13 protein-coding genes are annotated in these 18484 nt (G+C 39.9%); 10 read left to right on the top strand and 3 right to left on the bottom strand.

Annotated elements, in window-relative coordinates:
* The coding region (locus JMX83_RS13490; RefSeq protein ID WP_162628550.1) for a transposase at positions 1 to 114 on the top strand (114 nt) is incomplete at its 5' end.
* 278 nt (positions 115 to 392) lie between these two features.
* Here JMX83_RS13490 and JMX83_RS13485 read toward each other — a convergent pair.
* Positions 393 to 1721, bottom strand: coding sequence for a hypothetical protein (locus JMX83_RS13485; protein WP_201602762.1), 1329 nt, complete (start codon positions 1719 to 1721; stop codon positions 393 to 395).
* 389 nt (positions 1722 to 2110) lie between these two features.
* On the opposite strand from JMX83_RS13485, the gene JMX83_RS13480 reads away from it, so the two are divergent.
* The gene (locus JMX83_RS13480; RefSeq protein ID WP_201602760.1) at positions 2111 to 2740 is read left to right on the top strand and encodes a LysE family translocator; all 630 of its coding nucleotides are present in this window, start codon (positions 2111 to 2113) and stop codon (positions 2738 to 2740) included.
* A gap of 118 nt (positions 2741 to 2858) precedes the next feature.
* On the opposite strand, the gene uvrA is transcribed toward JMX83_RS13480, so the two are convergent.
* Complete coding sequence (gene uvrA / locus JMX83_RS13475) at positions 2859 to 5765, bottom strand: excinuclease ABC subunit UvrA (protein ID WP_201602758.1); 2907 nt, start codon at positions 5763 to 5765, stop codon at positions 2859 to 2861.
* 671 nt (positions 5766 to 6436) lie between these two features.
* Here uvrA and JMX83_RS13470 point away from each other — a divergent pair.
* From JMX83_RS13470 to JMX83_RS13435, 8 genes are all read left to right on the top strand, one after another.
* On the top strand, positions 6437 to 7801 hold the full coding sequence (locus JMX83_RS13470; protein ID WP_201602755.1) for an MFS transporter: 1365 nt from the start codon (positions 6437 to 6439) through the stop codon (positions 7799 to 7801).
* Between the two features lie 134 nt (positions 7802 to 7935).
* Positions 7936 to 8493 carry a DUF3833 domain-containing protein gene (locus tag JMX83_RS13465; protein ID WP_201602752.1) on the top strand — a complete coding sequence of 186 codons (558 nt, stop codon included), beginning with the start codon at positions 7936 to 7938 and terminating at the stop codon, positions 8491 to 8493.
* Between the two features lie 245 nt (positions 8494 to 8738).
* Entirely contained in the window at positions 8739 to 9347 is a 609-nt protein-coding gene (ssb, locus tag JMX83_RS13460) for a single-stranded DNA-binding protein (RefSeq protein ID WP_201602749.1), read from the top strand.
* A gap of 224 nt (positions 9348 to 9571) precedes the next feature.
* On the top strand, positions 9572 to 10741 hold the full coding sequence (locus JMX83_RS13455; RefSeq protein WP_201602746.1) for a tyrosine-type recombinase/integrase: 1170 nt from the start codon (positions 9572 to 9574) through the stop codon (positions 10739 to 10741).
* On the top strand, positions 10741 to 12297 hold the full coding sequence (locus tag JMX83_RS13450) for a site-specific integrase (RefSeq protein ID WP_201602743.1): 1557 nt from the start codon (positions 10741 to 10743) through the stop codon (positions 12295 to 12297). Before JMX83_RS13455 ends, JMX83_RS13450 begins: the two co-directional genes overlap by 1 nt.
* Before the next feature lies 1 nt (position 12298).
* The gene (locus tag JMX83_RS13445) at positions 12299 to 14284 is read left to right on the top strand and encodes an integrase (RefSeq protein ID WP_201602740.1); all 1986 of its coding nucleotides are present in this window, start codon (positions 12299 to 12301) and stop codon (positions 14282 to 14284) included.
* Complete coding sequence (locus tag JMX83_RS13440; protein ID WP_265089552.1) at positions 14277 to 14753, top strand: protein kinase; 477 nt, start codon at positions 14277 to 14279, stop codon at positions 14751 to 14753. The genes JMX83_RS13445 and JMX83_RS13440 overlap by 8 nt, the downstream gene beginning before the upstream one ends.
* Positions 14754 to 14755: 2 nt before the next feature.
* Positions 14756 to 17638: a hypothetical protein gene (locus JMX83_RS13435; protein WP_201602737.1), complete on the top strand. Its 2883-nt coding sequence runs from the start codon at positions 14756 to 14758 to the stop codon at positions 17636 to 17638.
* 1 nt (position 17639) lies between these two features.
* On the opposite strand, the gene JMX83_RS13430 is transcribed toward JMX83_RS13435, so the two are convergent.
* On the bottom strand, positions 17640 to 18484 hold an 845-nt coding region (locus tag JMX83_RS13430; RefSeq protein ID WP_201602734.1), incomplete at its 5' end, for an IS3 family transposase.

Genomic DNA, 18484 nt, shown 5'->3' with positions numbered 1-18484 from the left:
AACTTCTTTGCCAAGATTAAGCAGTATCGTGCGATTGCCACTCGCTATGATAAGTTAGCCAGTCATTTCCTTAGTGCCATTCACTTAGTTTCTTGTGTCGTTTGGCTTAATTGATGACACGCCCTAGATGACATTAAAGAAGACCTGCAATATAGAGGGATAGACCCTGATGACTAATGTAAAGAAAATACTAGGTTGGATAGAGCTACCAAATCAGTAACTACATTCAGTAATGAGCAGCCTTAATTACAGAACATAGACCTTTTCTATAATTGGGTGAAATGGCGAGTCTTAGGGTGTTTTGTTACGTTGCTTTTAAGGCCAAGTATAAGTTGCGCATCAAAATTAACCTATACGTATATAAAATGATCTATCCAGTTCAGTAAGCATAATTATTTGTTCATTTTCCATAAAAAGTATAAGTCGTTATTTTTAGCTTCATTATCAGGTTTTAATGATTTGTTGTAGCTTTCCAAAGCTGAGTACCCGCCCACAGCAGCAATAATTTCGGTAATATTTTCTGGAAGAATGCCAGAGACCAATCCTACTGCGACAGTACCGAAACCTAATAAAAGCTTTTCATTAGAGCTTACTCGTAAATCAGACTTCCAGTTCTTGACTTTATAATTAATCTGATTTATTTCTGGCATAAGTTCATCTTCAAACATTTCACGTATTTGAGTATGAGACCAACCGTAAGAGTTTTTGATGAGACTGTCTAACTTATCTCTGTATACGAGAAATGATTCAGTCTCTTTAATCCTAAATTCAATTATTTCGTCTAAAGGTCTGTTCATTATAGTAGGCATAAAATGTTGAAAGTTGCTATAAAGGCTTGCTGAACGAGTATAGTTTTCGGAATTGATAGATGAAGTAGCTATATCAATTTGGGTATTATTGTCTGTCAATAATTTTGTGTCATAAAAGGTAGCATGCCATTTTTGGTAAAATAGGTCATCTATGACTGGCTTCATCCATCTTTCAATAATATTAGTAAAATATATTTCAGTATCTTTCATTATATAAGGCAACGATTCAGAGTTTAATATGTATTGAATGTTATCATTGCAGTTTCCATTAAGGTGAAGGTAACTAATGCCATGTTCTACTAAATTTTTAGGACCAGTTACTTTTATAAAAGGTTGTTTACTTCCTTTAGTAATATTAACTTCAAATTGACATTGAGCTATAAAAGCATCTTTTAAGCCCTTATAGATTTTGTCTTCAGTCGATAACTGTTTTTGGTGTAAATCTCTAGCCGTAGTGTCAAAGTGGTGTTGGCATAAACTGACAGTAGATTGAGCGAATTTAACAATATCTCTTTCGATTAAGGGGTAGAGTTTCTGATAAGTAAATATTCCGAACATGATATTTTTCCGATCACTGTCTGTTAGACTTGAAGGTTCTCTTAGAAGTATTTTTTCAAAAGGGTCTTGGATAAAAACTCCATCGCTGTATAAAGTAGCGAAACTTGCAAGTTCGTTTAACTTCTGTTCACGACAATCCACAGAATCACAAGGAAAACCACCACCAGATAAAGCGGAATTAGCTATAAAAGAATGCTTAGTTTTATCTTTTCGGGCATTACCTGGTCTTATAGCTAAAGATAAATCAATAGCTAAATCTAATAATTTATCATCAGAGATTGAAAATACATGTTCAACAATGTCAGTATTTTTAGGTTTGGATGCTCTCAATATTTCTAAAAATTCACTTCTCATTTTAAGACTCCTAAAATATATGAAACTTCAAATTAAAAATTATAGCTAGTAGTCTAACAGTTAGAAAAAGTAGCCTTCTATCAATCGTTCACTAGTTTTTGTTAACTCACTTTTTTCAACCGTTGCTCAAACATAGGCTTTAAAAATACAACCATGTAAGATTCTTTGAATTCCGCCACTTCCTAAGTCGTGCCTTCAGCGATAATCATGCGATCACCTTCAACCCCAAGACAAATTAACTAATCAAAGAGATGTTATGGATCACAACAGCATTAAGACACTTATAAGTATCTTGAGCATATAAATATTCTAAAACAATCATACTGAACTAGAAATTTGTTTATCGTTTCAATTATACTTGAGTGCTTATATACATATAAAGGACTGTCATGACCATTACCACCATCCAGCTATTTACTTTCATCATTGCTGTATTCATATTTATCATGACGCCGGGTCCTGGTGTGTTTGCCACGATTGCCAAAGCCATGACACAAGGCTCTTGGGCGGCGCTACCCTTAATCATTGGCCTTGCCGCAGGCGATACTATTTACATGGTATTCTCAGCTTATGGACTGAGCGCATTAGCAAGCAATTTCAATACACTGTTTACTATCGTTAAGTTTGTCGGTGCAGGTTATTTATTCTACTTGGCGTACAAGATGTGGACGACGGTGCCAAGTGAAATTATCACTGGAGATATAGCGTTAAAGAATAAGAATGAGGGTTTAAAAAGTGTGATGTCAGGCTTTTTGATATCTATTAGCAATCCAAAAGTTATTTTATTCTACATTAGCTTGTTACCGAGCTTTTTTCCAGTAACCAGTCTGACAGGCATAGATATTATGATTCTATGTCTGGTGATTTTTAGCTGCGCCATTATTGCCATGATGATGTATGCCTTTATGGCGAGTTACGCGCAAAAACGTCTAAAAAGCCCTAAAGCGCGTCAGAAATTTAACCGAGTAGGGTCTTCATTTATGGGATTGGCTGGCACATGGTTGATCGCGAAGGGTTAGATCTATAATACAAATCTGAAGGAACATTGGACGCTTAACAGATACCTTTGACGGTTCATAAAAAGAAAAAGGCCACTCCCGAAAGAGTGGCCTTTTATCAATCATTCACTGATTTATGTTAGCTTACGTCTTTTAACCCTTGCTCAAGCATTGGCTTTAAGAACTCACCCGTATATGAGCCTTTCACTTCCGCCACTTCCTCAGGCGTACCTTCAGCGATGATGAGTCCGCCACCTTTACCACCTTCAGGGCCCAGATCAATCACCCAATCCGCCGTTTTGATGACATCGAGGTTATGCTCGATAACCACGATGGTATTGCCCTTATCGCGTAGGGTATGCAGGATATGGAGCAGCTTATAGATATCATGGAAATGCAAACCCGTGGTTGGCTCATCCAAGATATAGAGCGTCTGTCCGGTATCGCGCTTGGCAAGCTCACGCGCCAGTTTGACCCGCTGCGCTTCACCGCCAGAGAGCGTTGGCGCTGACTGTCCAAGACGAATATAGCCAAGACCAACATCCATCAACGCTTGCAGGCGGCGATAGATTGCAGGTATCGCTGAGAAGAACTCCGTGGCATCCTCCACGGTCATATCAAGCACTTCGGCGATGCTTTTGCCTTTGTAGTGAATCTCTAGGGTTTCGCGGTTATAGCGTTTGCCTTCACAGGTATCGCATGGCACATACATATCTGGTAAGAAATGCATTTCAACTTTGATAAGACCATCGCCTTGGCACATCTCACAGCGCCCGCCTTTGACATTGAAGCTAAAGCGACCGGGCTTGTAACCACGAGCGCGCGCTTCTTGCGTCTGTGCAAACATCTCACGCACAGGGGTAAATACGCCCGTATACGTCGCTGGGTTTGAGCGTGGCGTACGACCGATGGGGCTTTGATCGATATCGACCATTTTGTCCAAATGCTCAAGACCACTGATACTCTCATGCTTGTCCGCGATAAGCGTCGAGGCGTTATTTAACTGCGTCGCTGCCAATGGCATGAGCGTACGATTGATCAAGGTTGATTTGCCCGAACCGGATACACCCGTCACACAGGTCATGACACCGACAGGAATGGTCAAATCGACATCATGCAAGTTATTGCCTGATGCGCCTTTTAGCTCAATCGTCATCGGTACTTTTTTAGCTTTGGCCTTACCTTTGACTTCGACGTCCATGGTTTTGGCTTTATGACGTACGGTTGGAATCTCAATTCTTTTCTTACCAGACATATATTGTCCAGTGAGCGATTCTTTATTTGCCATGATGTCATCGACCGTACCCTGAGCGATCACATGACCACCGTGTACGCCCGCACCGATACCGATATCGATTACATGATCTGCTTGGCGAATGGCGTCTTCGTCATGCTCAACGACCAGTACAGTATTGCCCAAATCACGCAAGCGTGTGAGGGTTTTTAGCAGACGATCATTGTCACGCTGATGCAGACCGATGGACGGCTCATCAAGTACATACATGACGCCCATGAGACCTGCACCGATTTGGCTCGCAAGCCTGATACGCTGTGCTTCACCGCCCGATAGTGTCTCGGCAGAGCGCGCTAGGGTCAAGTAATCAAGCCCGACGCTGACGAGGAAGTTTAAGCGCTCATTAATCTCTTTAAAGATTTTTTCCGCGACTTCGCCTTTGTGACCGTCAATCTTTAGGGTTTTATAATAGTCCGCAGAGTCGCCAATAGAGAGCTTAACGATGTCAGCGATGGTCTGGTCATCAACACGCACATTACGCGAGATTTCATTGAGACGCGCACCATCACAGACATTACAAGTGGTATCAGCCAGATATTTAGCCAGCTCATCACGGACGAGATTACTTTGCGTCTTAGCATAACGACGCTCTAAGTAAGGAAGCACGCCTTCAAATGGTACGGTCTTGTTTGTCTTACGGCCGCGCTCATCAGTAAAGTTAAAGGTCAGTTTTTCTTTACCAGAGCCATGCATGATGATGTCTTGCTGCGCTTTTGATAGATCTTGCCACGGCATGTCCATATCGATTTTGAAGTGCTTACAAACGGTGCTAAGCAAACCAAAATAGTAGGCATGACGTTTATCCCAACCATTGATTGCGCCTTGATTAAGCGATTTTTCATGATGGGTAATAAGTTTTTCAGCCGCGAAATATTGACGTTTGCCCAGACCGTCACAGCTTGGACACGCGCCGTATGGGTTGTTAAAACTGAACATACGCGGCTCAAGCTCAGGTACAGCGCGATCACAGATAGGGCATGAGTGCTTGGCTGACATGACTTGGTTGTCGTCACCGCCTTCTTTTGGGCTGCCATCCATAAAGTGTAGCGTGACCAGCCCTTGACCCAAACGTAGCGCCGTCTCTAAACTTTCAGCGACACGGTTGCCCAAATCATCACGGACCTTAAAGCGATCGACCACCACTTCGATGGTGTGTTTTTTCTTTTTATCGAGGGTCGGTAGCTCATCGGTGTCATAGACATCACCATCGACGCGCACACGCACGAAACCTTGACCAATCAGCTGTTCAAGTAAAACAGTATGCTCGCCTTTACGCTCGCGAATCACCGGTGCCAAGATCATGATCTTGGTATCTTCTGGCAAGGCCATGACTTGATCGACCATCTCGGTGACCGACTGTGCGACCATCGGCTCGCCATGTTCAGGGCAATACGGCGTACCAATACGTGCGTAGAGCAGACGCAGATAGTCATAAATCTCGGTAATCGTACCGACGGTTGAGCGTGGGTTATGGTTGGTCGATTTTTGCTCGATGGCAATCGCAGGGGAGAGACCCTCGATACTATCGACTTCCGGTTTTTCCATTTGCGAGAGGAACTGACGCGCATATGCCGACAAGCTCTCGACATAACGACGTTGCCCTTCGGCATATAGCGTATCGAATGCCAGTGACGACTTACCAGAGCCTGACAAGCCAGTGATTACCACGAATTTATCTCGTGGAATGTCTAAATCAATGTTTTTTAAATTATGAGTACGTGCGCCGCGTATTGCGATATGGTCATGTGCCATCGTTTATGGGTTTCCTATTTGCTAAAAGAGTATTGGGAAATATCTCAAATGAAAAGGTAAATACAGATCAGTAAAATTATTGGTTAAAAACGCGAATGATTTCTAAATTTATAATGTTGTTATAAATAGCTCTGTTATAAAAAATATGGTTATAAATAGTGCTTTTATAAAGTGTTCATACGCTCGTAAAGTAAGGGCTATAAATGCCAATTTACTGTTTGCTTATTTTGCAGTCTTTGATGCGATTGATGTCTGTTCGACTAAGCAAATCTAAATCAAATCCCTGTTAAGTAACAGGCATCGTTTGTTATGGTTTTGACCAAAAATGTCATTTTGTAGAGGAGTTTGTCGTTTGAACGGTCGTTCGAGCTAATGACTAATAATGTTTACAACGCCTTACTTTATTGTTATGGCGACCGCATTATTCAAGGTGTGATTGCGCATCTGACGCAGTTGGTAACAAAATAATTGCGTAATATGAATGGCTTGGGTTGATGCGCTACGGGCGGCTGCGTCAGTAAGACAAAAGTCTCGGCAACCAAACGGCGAATGTCTTATACTAGGGGGCTTGATTTATAGGCCAGCGCCTTGATAAACCAGTAGTGATAAATCATGGTGCAGTACAAGTACCAGCAGTGAAAAAACAGCAATGATCAATCAGTGAGGCAAGTATGAATAGCGTAGAGAAACGGGCAATCCTCGGAGTCGGTGGCATCTTTGCCTTGCGTATGATTGGCTTATTTATGATTGTGCCGGTGTTTTCTGTTTATGGTGACAATTATGCACACGCGACGCCGTTTTTGATTGGTCTGGCAGTTGGTATTTATGGACTAGGACAAGCGATCTTTCAGATACCGATGAGCCTTGCCGCTGATAAATTCCCGCGTAAACCGATTATATTTTTGGGGTTAATCCTGTTTGCAGTCGGCGGCATGATTGCGGCAAATGCGACGGATATCTATGAGGTGATTATCGGTCGAGCGCTGGCGGGCAGTGGTGCGGTCTCTGCCGTATTGATGGCATTATTGGCAGATGTGACGCGTGAGGAGATGCGTACCAAAGCAATGGCGACAATGGGTTTGACCATTGGAACGTCCATTATGCTTGCTTTTGCTTTTGGCCCTTTATTGGTCGGTGCGCTTGGTATCTCGGGGTTGTTTTGGCTGACGGCAGGTTTTGCTGTTTTAGCTATGCTGCTATTGCTGATGGTTCCCACACCTTTACGTGTGCTCAAGCACAATCTGGACAACAAGTCGATTCGCGAGCAGTTAGCGACCGTCCTAAAGGTAGGGGATTTGAATCGCTTACATATTGGTGTCTTTGCGCTACATCTAACGATGACCGCCATATTTGTCATACTACCGCACCAGCTCAAGGACGTCATGGGTTTGTCAGTGAGTCAGCAAGGCATGGTTTATTTGCCGCTCTTGTTTGTTGGTTTCGCAGTCGCGATTCCTTTTATCATCATTGCCGAAAAGAAACGTAAAATGCGCCAAGTATTTTTGAGCGCCATTGCAGTAATGACCGCAGCCTTGGCATTTCTTGCCTTTGGTAGTCAGATTGGTGTTGGTATTATTTTTGGATTGCTACTGTATTTTATGGGTTTTAATTTGCTTGAGGCGACGATTCCATCTTGGATATCTAAGCGTGCACCAGTCGCCAATAAAGCAACCGCGATGGGGCTTAATTCATCTAGCCAGTTCTTTGGGGCGTTCGTTGGTGGCGCGATGGGCGGGTTGTTATTAAATCAGTCCAATTTGCTGGCATGGGGGCTATTGGCACTTGTCATGGGCATCGCATTGCTGCTGATTATACCCATTGCCCAGCCACCTTATTTATCAAGCACGACAGTCACAATTCCCAAAAACATCAATATCCAAGACTGGTCACGGCAGATGCTGGCAGTCGATGGCGTTGATGAGCTGGTCGTCATGGCAAAAGAACAGGTCGCTTATCTCAAGTTAGATAAGACCCAAATAACAGATGAGTCACGTCAGCAGTTATCGAGTTTGGCGCAAAGTCCGTTAGATATTTAATATGCTATATAGGCAATATTTTAGGGTTATAGCAATAAGAATAAATAGGCATAACTAATTAGACAATAACCCCGTAGGCCGCCATTATTAATCAGTGACCGCCAAATCTTTATCTCAATTTAAAAGGAATTAATATGAGTAAATTTAATAAGCTAGCAATAGGTTTTGGACTGTCAGCCACGCTACTGACCTCTGGCTGTGCCACGCAAAATATTCAAACCTATCAGAACGCCACACCGACGTTTGATATGCATGAGTTTTTCTCAGGTCAAATCGAGGGTTGGGGTATGTTTCAAGGGCGTAACGGTGAGGTCAAAAAACGCTTTTATGTCGATATCGATGCAACTCACGAAGGCGATGACGTCATCGTTTTAAACGAGAAGTTCTCGTGGGCAGATGGATCAAAATCGCAGCGTATATGGCGACTGACTGAGCAAAGCGATGGACGCTGGATTGGCACAGCAGGCGACGTCGTTGGCGAGGCAACCGGCGATGTGGTAGGCAATACCCTGCATTGGGATTATGTATTAAACCTGCCGGTTGAGGACAAAACCTACAAAGTGAATTTTGACGATTGGATATATCTTATCAATGACGATGTCATGCTCAATCGTTCAGTCATGACAAAGTTTGGCGTCGAGTTAGGCAGCGTGACGTTAAGCATGCATCGCAAAAACACTGATACTCAGTAACAGATAGAGCGTGAGGAACGACTTAAAAAGGATAAGCGGACGGTGTTCATGTCTATTTTAAAATGGCAAAATAGTGGCGTGTTTATTGGTTAAACTTTTATCTTGCATACCTAAGCGACATAGATTGACGTTTATCATAGCTAGACTGTAGATATTCGAACAAAAATTGGTTAAAGTAAAATCATATCATTGATAGGAATTATTTTTTCTATCGAATAATTATTCATAAGTAAAAGGACGGTATCATGCGCGGAGTTAATAAAGTTATCATTATCGGTAACCTTGGAGCAGATCCTGAGGCACGCCAGTTCAATAATGGCGGTAGCGTAACCAATATCTCGGTTGCGACATCTGAGCAGTGGACGGATAAACAAAGCGGTGAAAAAAGAGAAGCAACAGAGTGGCATCGTATCTCACTGTTTAATCGTTTAGGCGAAATTGCCGCGCAGTATTTGCGTAAGGGCAGCAAAGTCTATATCGAAGGCAGCTTGCGTACGCGTAAATATCAAGATCAAAGCGGCCAAGACCGTTATATCACTGAGATTCGCGCTGAGCAAATGCAGATGCTTGATGGTATCAGTGGCGGTCAAAGCGATAACGGCGGCTTTGGTAACAATCAAGGTGGACAGAATTCAAACACTTATGGCAACCAAAATAACTTTGGTCAGCAAGCAGGTAATCAGCCAGCACAGCAAGGTGGCTACAATAACCAACCGAGTGGTGGTCAGAACAGCTTTAATAACCAAAATGCACCTGCGCCGCAAAACCAGTTTAATCAACCCGCGCAAAAACCTGCGCAATCTAAGCCTACGGCGATGCCAGATGGTCCTGTAGATGATGATATTCCGTTCTAAATCTTATAAGAATCAAAGTGTAAAGATAGTTAGATAAGTATTACCTGATAGCCCAGTATTAGTAAGCTTTAGCCCTGAATTATATTCTTTTATTAGTGTAAGTATTGAGAATAAGATTCAGGGCTATTTTTTAATAGTAATATACAAGTTGTTATAATATTATTAGTGTTAATTTATAAGTTGTTATAAGATAAAATAAGTAAAATTATATCATGGTGAGATTAATGAAAGTTAAAGTAGTTACGCATCCAACTGGAGAACAGATTCCGATTATACTGGATTATGATGGTTTACCTATTCCTGCGCCTAATGAATATTTACTATCTCGTCGTGATAAAAGCACTAATACATTAGTTCGTAATGCGAGAGAGCTTTCTATTTTATATAAATGGCTGTATCGCGAACAAATTGATCTAAGGAAAAAACTTACCGATCCAGTATCTTTTAACTCCGCTCAGATCAACTCAGTATTGGTTGAGCAGCTAAGACAGGACAGAGATCAGTCTAAGGCTGTTTCACCCATAACTTTTAACCAACGTCTTACTACTGTCAGACAGTTTATAAACTGGTATATGAGTGTATTGATATCTCAGTTACCTTATTCTTCCAATAAGTTTAAAAGTCTTAGTGAAAGAAAAAGTGTTTTCAACGAATGGCTTTCAAGCTCATTTATTTCTGCACCGCCAAGCATAAAGCATTTGAAAAAAGGACTTAGTAAAGAAGAGTCTAACTTTCTAATGAATATATTAGATCCCACATTTATACATTCATTTGGAAACAATGAGGCAGTAAAGTATAGAAACTTTATCTCGGTTGGCTTAATGATTTATTGTGGGTTACGTCCAGGTGAGCTTCTTAGTTTGAGAGTAGAGGATATTACTATTGGAAGTATATCTTCGGTAAGTATTGTCCGTAGAAAGCCTGACCTTGGTGATATTAGAAAGCCCAGACCACAAGTAAAGCGCAATGGTCGCCTATTACCAATTGAGAATTCAGAGCTAGTCAAGTGTTTAAATGAGTACATAGTTGATCTAAGAGAGATTCTAGAAGACAAGTCAGAACTAGAGTCTGATTATTTAATCCTGAGCGACGAAGGCGAGCCTTTATCACAAGCATCCATAACTCAGTTTTTTCATCTATTGAGAAGCAAATATAGCCAAGACTTGCCTGAGAATTTGAGTGCTAAGTCTTTGAGACATACTTTTTCTTCTAGAATGGAGATAGCAATGAGAGAGGCTGGATTATCAGAGCAGCGTCGTAGAGAGGCCTTAGCTCATTTAAGAGGAGACTCTAGTCTCAGTTCTCAGGATGTATATATTGCTCAGGCAGTCGAGGAAAGTGCAAAAGAAGCGTTGCGAAAATATCAATGTAGTTTAGTTAAGGAAAATAATTAATGGAACAGTTAAGTTTGCTGACTCAGGAAGACGTAGGCGCTCAAACTATTACTACAAGAGAAGGTAAGATTGTCGATATTTCAGAAGAACAATGGCACTTACCATATTCTTCTCGTAGTAGTACTATTAACTTTAATAGATTACCTACAAGACCTTTTAAAGATGCTCTCAAACACTATGTCTCTTATAAAGCTAGAGTGACATCAACCCATGCAGGATTAGTTGTTTTCGACGATGTTTTAAGAGAAATAATTCCTCATGTTAATAATATTTGTACCAACTCTCCTGAAAAATATCTAATTGATGCGTTTGAAAAATCTATAAATATGGCAAAAAAAGATCATCGTCTATGGGCTTTGTCTCGCCCGATACAATGGTATATATGGTCAGCTCAGAATCATCCAGAACTTGGTTTTTGTAAGCAATATGCTACACAACTCAAAGGTATGACTATACCATCAAATCCGAAAGGTCATAATGTACGAAACGCAGATTCTAAGTACGGCCAACTTGACCCTACTCTTGAGCTTCCTTTGATCATTGACGCTCTTAAAAGTGACACAAGCGATTCTTTCAAACATCTTCAACAAAGAGCTGTGATGGCTCTGTCCATCGCATTTGGAAGAAACGCTGCGAACTTAACTTACTTGAAAGAGAGTGACTTATCTAAGCTAAGTCCTTTTGACAAAGATGACCCATGTTATGTGATAAAAATACCTCGTATAAAAAAACGTCAATTAAACCCTCGTGATGATTTTGTAGAGGAGTATCTTGATCCATTTTTTGGGAAAATCATCGAAGACTTAATCCTAGCTAATAAAGACGTAGAGCTGGTCTATAACTCTAGACAATATATAAAGCCAAACGAAAGACCTCTTTTTATTAAGGTTAAAGGGAATACTTACGCTAAAAGATCTAATTCTACTGATGATATTTTCAATATGATGAGTAGTGAGATTTCAGCTTTATCCAAGTCATTTGTACTACGTCATAAAATTATATCACCATTGACTGGTAGTCTATTGAATGTATCTTTAAGAAGGTTTAGATATACATTAGGATCTGCTTTAGCTTCCGAAGGGGCAAGTATGATGGAGCTTGCAAGGATTCTAGACCACAGTGATACTGGCTCTGTCCAATGTTATTACGATACTAGGAGCAGCATAGTTGCACATTTAGATAAGGCATTAGCGAGTCAGTTTTCGGAGTACGTATCTTTATTCAAAGGCAATGTTATCAACAGTGATAATGAAGCTATTAATGGTGACATTGATGAAAAGCATCTGCTGTTTGTAGATGAATATTCTCCAGAAAAACAAACTAGCATTGGGGTCTGTGGGGAATTAGAGGTTTGCCATTTAGACCCACCTTTTTCATGTTATCTTTGTCCAAAATTCCAACCATATAGGTCTGCTGATCACGAGCATGTACTTAGCAACCTAATTGAAGGGCGTGAAAAACGACTTAAGAAGTATGAGAATGCGAGACTTGGCATCCAATTAGACGATGTAATACTAGCTGTTTCGAACGTAATAAAATTATGCAAGGAAGCATGAGATGCTTGATAATAGATCAAAAAGAAAAATCAAAGTTATATCCTTCGTCACTGTTGAGGACGATAGAGCCTCCAACCTTCTCAGTTTGATCAATTTAGCCAAGAAGTTAAAGCTTGAAGGTTTCGAGTCTGTAGTTTGGCAAGATTCGCCATGGATTATCACTGGAGGACGCTTAGTAAATCAAACAGGCAAACATAACACACAGGCTACAATTGATTTTGTACTACCACCTAAACTTGGAGATGGGACGCTCAAAAATGAGTGGGCTGACGTTGCAAAAGCCCTATTCGTCCTTAGGTTTCATAGAAAAAATCAAGCTATACCTAATCAACGTAACTTTATAACGGCAGTAGGTTATATTTACTATGCAGCCAATCAAATAAACCAAAGCTTTTTTCAGCTTACCCCTGAGGTGCTAGATAATGCTTGCAACATTATTTCAAAGCATTATGCGGATTCAACAGCATATAACCTTCATAAAGCTGTAGGTGAGTTTGCTGCTCACTGTGACAGTAATGGGTTGTGCCATAATTACTTTGATTATAAATTCTCTAGAATGAAAAGACCTGATAGTACAGGTGGAGTAAAGCATAAAAGAATAGATACTCCTGAGGCGGGAGGTTCTACTAACAATGAAAAAATGGTTGATCCTTTAGTCTATCAAGTGATAGGCGAGTTTTACCAAAACGTACCTAAAAACCATAAATATCGTTTATACATTCTATTGTTAAGTATGTTGATACTGACAGGTAGAAGGCTAAGCGAAGTGTCTTTATTGCCTTTTCAAGAAATAAGTGAGGATGATAAAGGGGATTTTTATATTACTTATTTTCCGAGGAAATCAAGCTTGGGTAATACGCTTACTCCTCTTGAAAGACTCTTCTTGCCCACTGATATTGCCCCCATAGTAAAAGAAATTATAGAAGAAGCAATTGAGTTAAGCAAAACTCCGCGTGCTGTTGCTAAGCAAATGCAACAAACAGGTGGAGCTGATCTAAGGTTTTTGGAAAAAGAGTCAGATAGCAGAAAGTTTTATACTAAAGACTTTGAGAAGATAGGATTAAGTACTGGGCTTCTCATGACTTCTGGTTGGATAAGACAAAATAATCTAGCGCAAGAAGAAATAAATAATGGCAGAAAGATTTTTTACACAGATAAAGAAGCACTTAAGCAGTATTGTTCTAAGTATTTTGAGCCTAGATCGATTGAGGCTATACATATTGATCAGCAAGGTAAGAAGTACTTTTTAGCAGACTTATTATTTATTAGGGAGTTGGGACTTTCTAGTGGAGCTTACGCTCATTGGCTTGCTACCAGTTGCAGTCATTCAATGATAGCGACATTTTTACGATACTTTCCCGAGCTGTCTAAAGAGTACGCTAGCAAATATACAGAAGTTGACTTTACCAGTCATAAATTCCGCCACACTATGAACACGTTACTCGATGAAGGTGGATTGAGTGACTTACTACAAACTGAGTGGTTCGGTCGAAGCAATCCAAGAGATACCAAAGCTTATCAACATACAAGTCCTGAAAAAAAAGCTTTGATGTTAAGAGAAGATATTAAAAATGGCACAATTGGCGGTAAGCTTGCGGAACAAATCAAAGTAATGCCTATTAACTATCAAGATGCTGTTTTAAAAGCTCGTATAAAAGCTGTGCATGATGTAGGGACAGGTCTTTGTATTCATAACTTCTCTCAAATGCCTTGTGAGAGGCATTTGCAGTGCTCTGCTGACTGTAAGGACTATGTATGGGTTAAGGATGATTCTAAGCGCATTGAGGAGGTTAAACGGCTATTCTCATTGACTACTATTGCTCAAGAAACTGTAAACGATCAAGCGAAGTCGAAAAAGCCTAAGAAAAGTAGCGATTGGATACTCCACAATGAGAAAAAGCTTGAAACACTAGGGAGGCAGTTATCTGACTACGGTGTAGAGAACTTTGATCCATATCAATATCTAAAGGAGACTGATGATGTCTAAGTTTCGTCATATTTCTAATGAAGATATTGTTTCCATTGTTAGAGAGTTAGATAAGTGGGCTATGGGTGAGCTTGGTTCAAAGCTAACTTGGCAGATACTGGTCGATAAATTTGGTTTTAGTAGACAAGCATTGCAAGCTAAGTCAGAGGTAAAGGCAGCCTATGACAATGCTAAGCAAGCGTTATCTGGTGGTCTTGTAAAGTCAAAAAAACAGACTGAAGATGAATATCAAAAAGTATTGATTGAACTAGAGCGAACTAAGATAGAGCTAGAAAATTACAAGCAGAAAGAGCAGTTATGGTTGAGGCGTTGGCAGCAAATTGCTTTTAATATAAGGCAGAAGGGTATACAGGTTTCGGACATTGATAAGGGTGCTGATTGTAGCGATGATGAACTACCATCAAAGAACGAAACTAGTAAAATATTACGTCCTTTTGACAAAGAAATTCCACCCTCAGGAAGAGTATAGATATGAGCCTAGAGTTAAAAAAACAGAGCAATCCATTCTCTACAGGCGGTGGTGGAGTTAATTTCGAAACAAGAGTCCAAGCAGCTTTTGCTATATCACTTTTAACACAATCCTTTGTTCCATGTTTATCGAAGAACATGAGAGCTAAAGAACTAAAATTTCAAAATAAATACGATGGTGTAAATACTGATGATTTTGTTTTAGTAGCTTCAGATGCTTCCAATAAAGAAAGTAGGCTATACGCACAAATTAAGCATGAAATAACCATAAGTGGGGCTGAGGAGTCAGTATTTGAAGAGGTAGTTAAAAGTGGATGGGAGGATTTTAAGAGTGATGACTTTGACCCTAAAAGTGACTCAATTGCATTGATAACGGGTCAATTGCATAAGGTGGATATCAATAACACACTGCCAATATTAGAATGGGCTAGGTACTCTTCAACCTCAACTGATTTTATCAAAAAGGTAAATACCGTAGGGTTCACTAGTAAAACCAAATTAGAGAGACTTGAAAAATTTAGAACACAGCTTACTCATGCAAATGATGGCAATCGAATATCAGACGATGAATTATGGCAGTTTTTGAAGGTATTCCATCTCGTTGGATTCGATTTAGATAATGAGTATTCAGTGATTGCAAGTCTACTATGCTCACTCATTGAATGTTACACAGAAGAATCACCCTCTCTTGTCTTAGCAAAAATAATCACTTGGGTTCAAGAATTTAATCAAAATGCAGGAGTCTTAACTCAGAATAATATTTCTGAAGAGGTAAATTCATTATTCCAAGCTAAGAGCAAAGTAGATTTTGAACATGACCTTCTAAAACTGAGAGAACGTAGTGAATATATCCTTCAAGCAATATCTAGCTCAATTAGGGAAACTCATATAGATAGAGTTGCAGAGCTAACGCAAATAACAGAAAGTTTTTATGATAGTGACTTTCTATTTGTCACAGGAGCTAGAGGAACTGGTAAATCAGGGGTTGTAAAAGACTATATAGATTTAAAGAGTGTAGACGTACCAGTCTTTTATCTTAGAGCAGAAGATTTAGATAATAGTCATATTAATGACGTTTTTGCATCTATGGGTATGAAATCTACCTTAGGCGAGATTGAAGGATATTTCTCACTTGTCAATGAGAAAATTCTAGTCATTGAATCTTTGGAAAAGGTTTTAGAATTTGATAATACATCTGCCTTCACTGACTTGCTTAGTTTTATCAATAACCAAACAGGTTGGAAAATTATAGCTACTGGACGTGATTATGCTTATCAGCAATTAGTAATTAATTACCTTCAATCCAGAGGTATACGATTCAATAGTATCAACATTAAAGGTTTTAACCAAGATCAACTCAATGAGGTCTGCGAACAAATCCCACAGCTCAATAGCTTGATCAATAACAGTGCATTAGTAGATATTATTAAGATACCATTTTTTATTCAGATTGCTGTAGCAGCCTTTAGTAATGGTGCAGATTTTATATCAGGTGGTACAGAAACAGAGTTTAAGAATGTTGTATGGTCTTCAGTGATTGAAAAGCAATCATATCGTAACTCTGGTATGCCATTAAGACGTAGAAATACGTTTATCGAAGTTGCTAAACAACGTGCGAAAAAGATGGTGTATGGATTATCTGATAGAAACTTTGATCCTGAAGCAATCTTGAAGCTAGAAGAAGATAACTTAATTAATAGGAATGAGTCTTCTTCATTGATAAGTCTATCCCATGATGTGTTGGAAGATTGGGCGTTAGAAAGGTTTATTGAAGATGAGTATGTCGAAAAATCACATGAATTATCAAGTTTTTTAGAGTCTATAGGTAGTGAGCCTGCAATTAGTAGAGCTTTCAGGCTATGGTTATATGAAAAGCTAAAGTACGACCAATCAATTAACGATTTTATAGAAAGCATTTTTAGTAGCAACGTCGAGAGCTTTTGGAAAGATGAAACTATTGCTGCAATATTACAACATGATGCACCAGAAGATTTTTTACACACTTTAAAGCCTCAGTTACTTCAAAATGAGTGCGAGCTTTTAATAAGATTCTGTTTTATTCTCAGGATAACTTGTCAAAGGCCAAATCCACATCCTCGTTTTGCTGGACTGATTAAGCAAGTTGATAAGCATGACATGCTAACTTCTTTATTTCTGACTCCTTATGGTCAAGGGTGGGAAGCACTTTTTGATTTTATTTATTCAGTGAGAAATGACTTAAGTAAAGCAACTCGTAAGCATATTACGGAAGTAATCAAAGAATGGTGCGGTATTATTAATATGTTTGATGACTTACCTGAAGCTGCAAAAACAGTTGGGTTATTAGCTATGTGGTTGCTAGAACCTTTAAAAAATAGTTATCGAGATAAAGAGCAACGCAAAGAGATAATTAGCGCATTATTGAAAGTTGTACCAGCAATTCAAACAGAATTTAATGAGCTAATTTTGCAAGACGTTCTTGTTGTCAAGAATAATCCCATAAGATTGCCATATGTTGATGAATTAGTAGGTTTAGCTCTTAATGGATTGAATACTCCCATTCTATGTAAGTACTGTCCTGACCTTGTGATCAAGTTAGCCATGCATGAGTGGTTATTAGAGGAGGTAGAGGAACAAGACCTTTCAATATTTGGATTATCTAGAAATATTGATGTGGAAGAGTCTTTTGGAATTGATGAGATGAGGGAGCTATCACCTGCAAGTGGTGCAAAAGGGCCATTCAAGTATTTATTTCAAAACCATCCTATGAAAGCACTAGCTTTCTTAATCGAGCTATGTAACATCACAGCGCAGAAATATGCTGAATCTGATCTATCGTCATCTTCTATTAATAGTCAGGAAGAAAGCTTTATTAGTGATTTCTTCAGTACTGTAGTGGTCAACTAATTTAGGACACCCGATAAGAGGTTTTATTAAAGTAGCGTCTCTCTGTTTCAGCTGGTGTTAAATAATTGTTGAAAGTATGCGGTCTTACGGTTTGATAATAGCCCCAGATATAGTCAGTAATAGCACTCTTAGCCTCAAAGATATCTTCATAACCACCCTTTGGCATCCATTCCGTTTTAAAGCTTCTAAAGAAGCGCTCGGTAGGTGCGTTATCCCAGCAATTACCTTTTCGGCTCATACTTTGCTTCATACCATCACAACTAGCCACGGATTCAGCGAACGCTTTACTAGTATAATGCGTGCCTTGATCTGAGTGAAACAGCACCTCACTGGGTCTAAGTCTCGTCTGATATGCCATCTGTAGTGCTTTAGCAGTCAGCATACTGTCAGGAGAGTCTGAGACAGCGAAGCCCACGACACGACGGGCAAACAAATCTAACACTACGGCTAGGTAGCACCAGCCGCCTTTAATACGAATATAAGTCACGTCCCCCGTCCAGACTTGATTGGGCGCATCTGGGCTAAACCTGCGGTCTAATATATTGTCATGGGTTCTATGCGCTTGATCAGCGTGCTTGTACTTGTGTGTCTTAAGCTGGCAACTGACCAGATTCATTTGCTCCATGAGCTTGGCGGCTAAGTAACGCGTCAGCCTGATGTTATGCTCATTCCATAAGATAGCGGCAATGGTGCGAGCGCCAGCCGATTGCTTGGAGTCGTTGAATATCTGACGTATTAATGCTTTGAGTTTGACGCGTTCTATATCAATAGGCTTAGTCTTAATACCATAGTAGTAGCTGCTTCTAACGACACCAAACAGGTGGCATAGCTTACGCTTGCTCAGTC

The organism is Psychrobacter piscatorii, from assembly GCF_904846415.1.
GTDB lineage: Bacteria > Pseudomonadota > Gammaproteobacteria > Pseudomonadales > Moraxellaceae > Psychrobacter > Psychrobacter piscatorii.
The sequence above is the reverse complement of the archived record's forward strand: the minus strand, read 5'-3'. Positions and strand labels throughout refer to the sequence as shown.

What these genes read in the sequence shown, in the direction of transcription:
- JMX83_RS13465 (WP_201602752.1), top strand. Translation starts at nt 7,936, where the DNA reads ATGAGTAAATTTAATAAGCTAGCAATAGGTTTTGGACTGTCAGCCACG.
- uvrA (WP_201602758.1), bottom strand. Translation starts at nt 5,765, where the DNA reads ATGGCACATGACCATATCGCAATACGCGGCGCACGTACTCATAATTTA.
- JMX83_RS13440 (WP_265089552.1), top strand. Translation starts at nt 14,277, where the DNA reads ATGTCTAAGTTTCGTCATATTTCTAATGAAGATATTGTTTCCATTGTT.
- ssb (WP_201602749.1), top strand. Translation starts at nt 8,739, where the DNA reads ATGCGCGGAGTTAATAAAGTTATCATTATCGGTAACCTTGGAGCAGAT.
- JMX83_RS13455 (WP_201602746.1), top strand. Translation starts at nt 9,572, where the DNA reads ATGAAAGTTAAAGTAGTTACGCATCCAACTGGAGAACAGATTCCGATT.
- JMX83_RS13435 (WP_201602737.1), top strand. Translation starts at nt 14,756, where the DNA reads ATGAGCCTAGAGTTAAAAAAACAGAGCAATCCATTCTCTACAGGCGGT.
- JMX83_RS13450 (WP_201602743.1), top strand. Translation starts at nt 10,741, where the DNA reads ATGGAACAGTTAAGTTTGCTGACTCAGGAAGACGTAGGCGCTCAAACT.
- JMX83_RS13445 (WP_201602740.1), top strand. Translation starts at nt 12,299, where the DNA reads ATGCTTGATAATAGATCAAAAAGAAAAATCAAAGTTATATCCTTCGTC.
- JMX83_RS13480 (WP_201602760.1), top strand. Translation starts at nt 2,111, where the DNA reads ATGACCATTACCACCATCCAGCTATTTACTTTCATCATTGCTGTATTC.
- JMX83_RS13485 (WP_201602762.1), bottom strand. Translation starts at nt 1,721, where the DNA reads ATGAGAAGTGAATTTTTAGAAATATTGAGAGCATCCAAACCTAAAAAT.
- JMX83_RS13470 (WP_201602755.1), top strand. Translation starts at nt 6,437, where the DNA reads ATGAATAGCGTAGAGAAACGGGCAATCCTCGGAGTCGGTGGCATCTTT.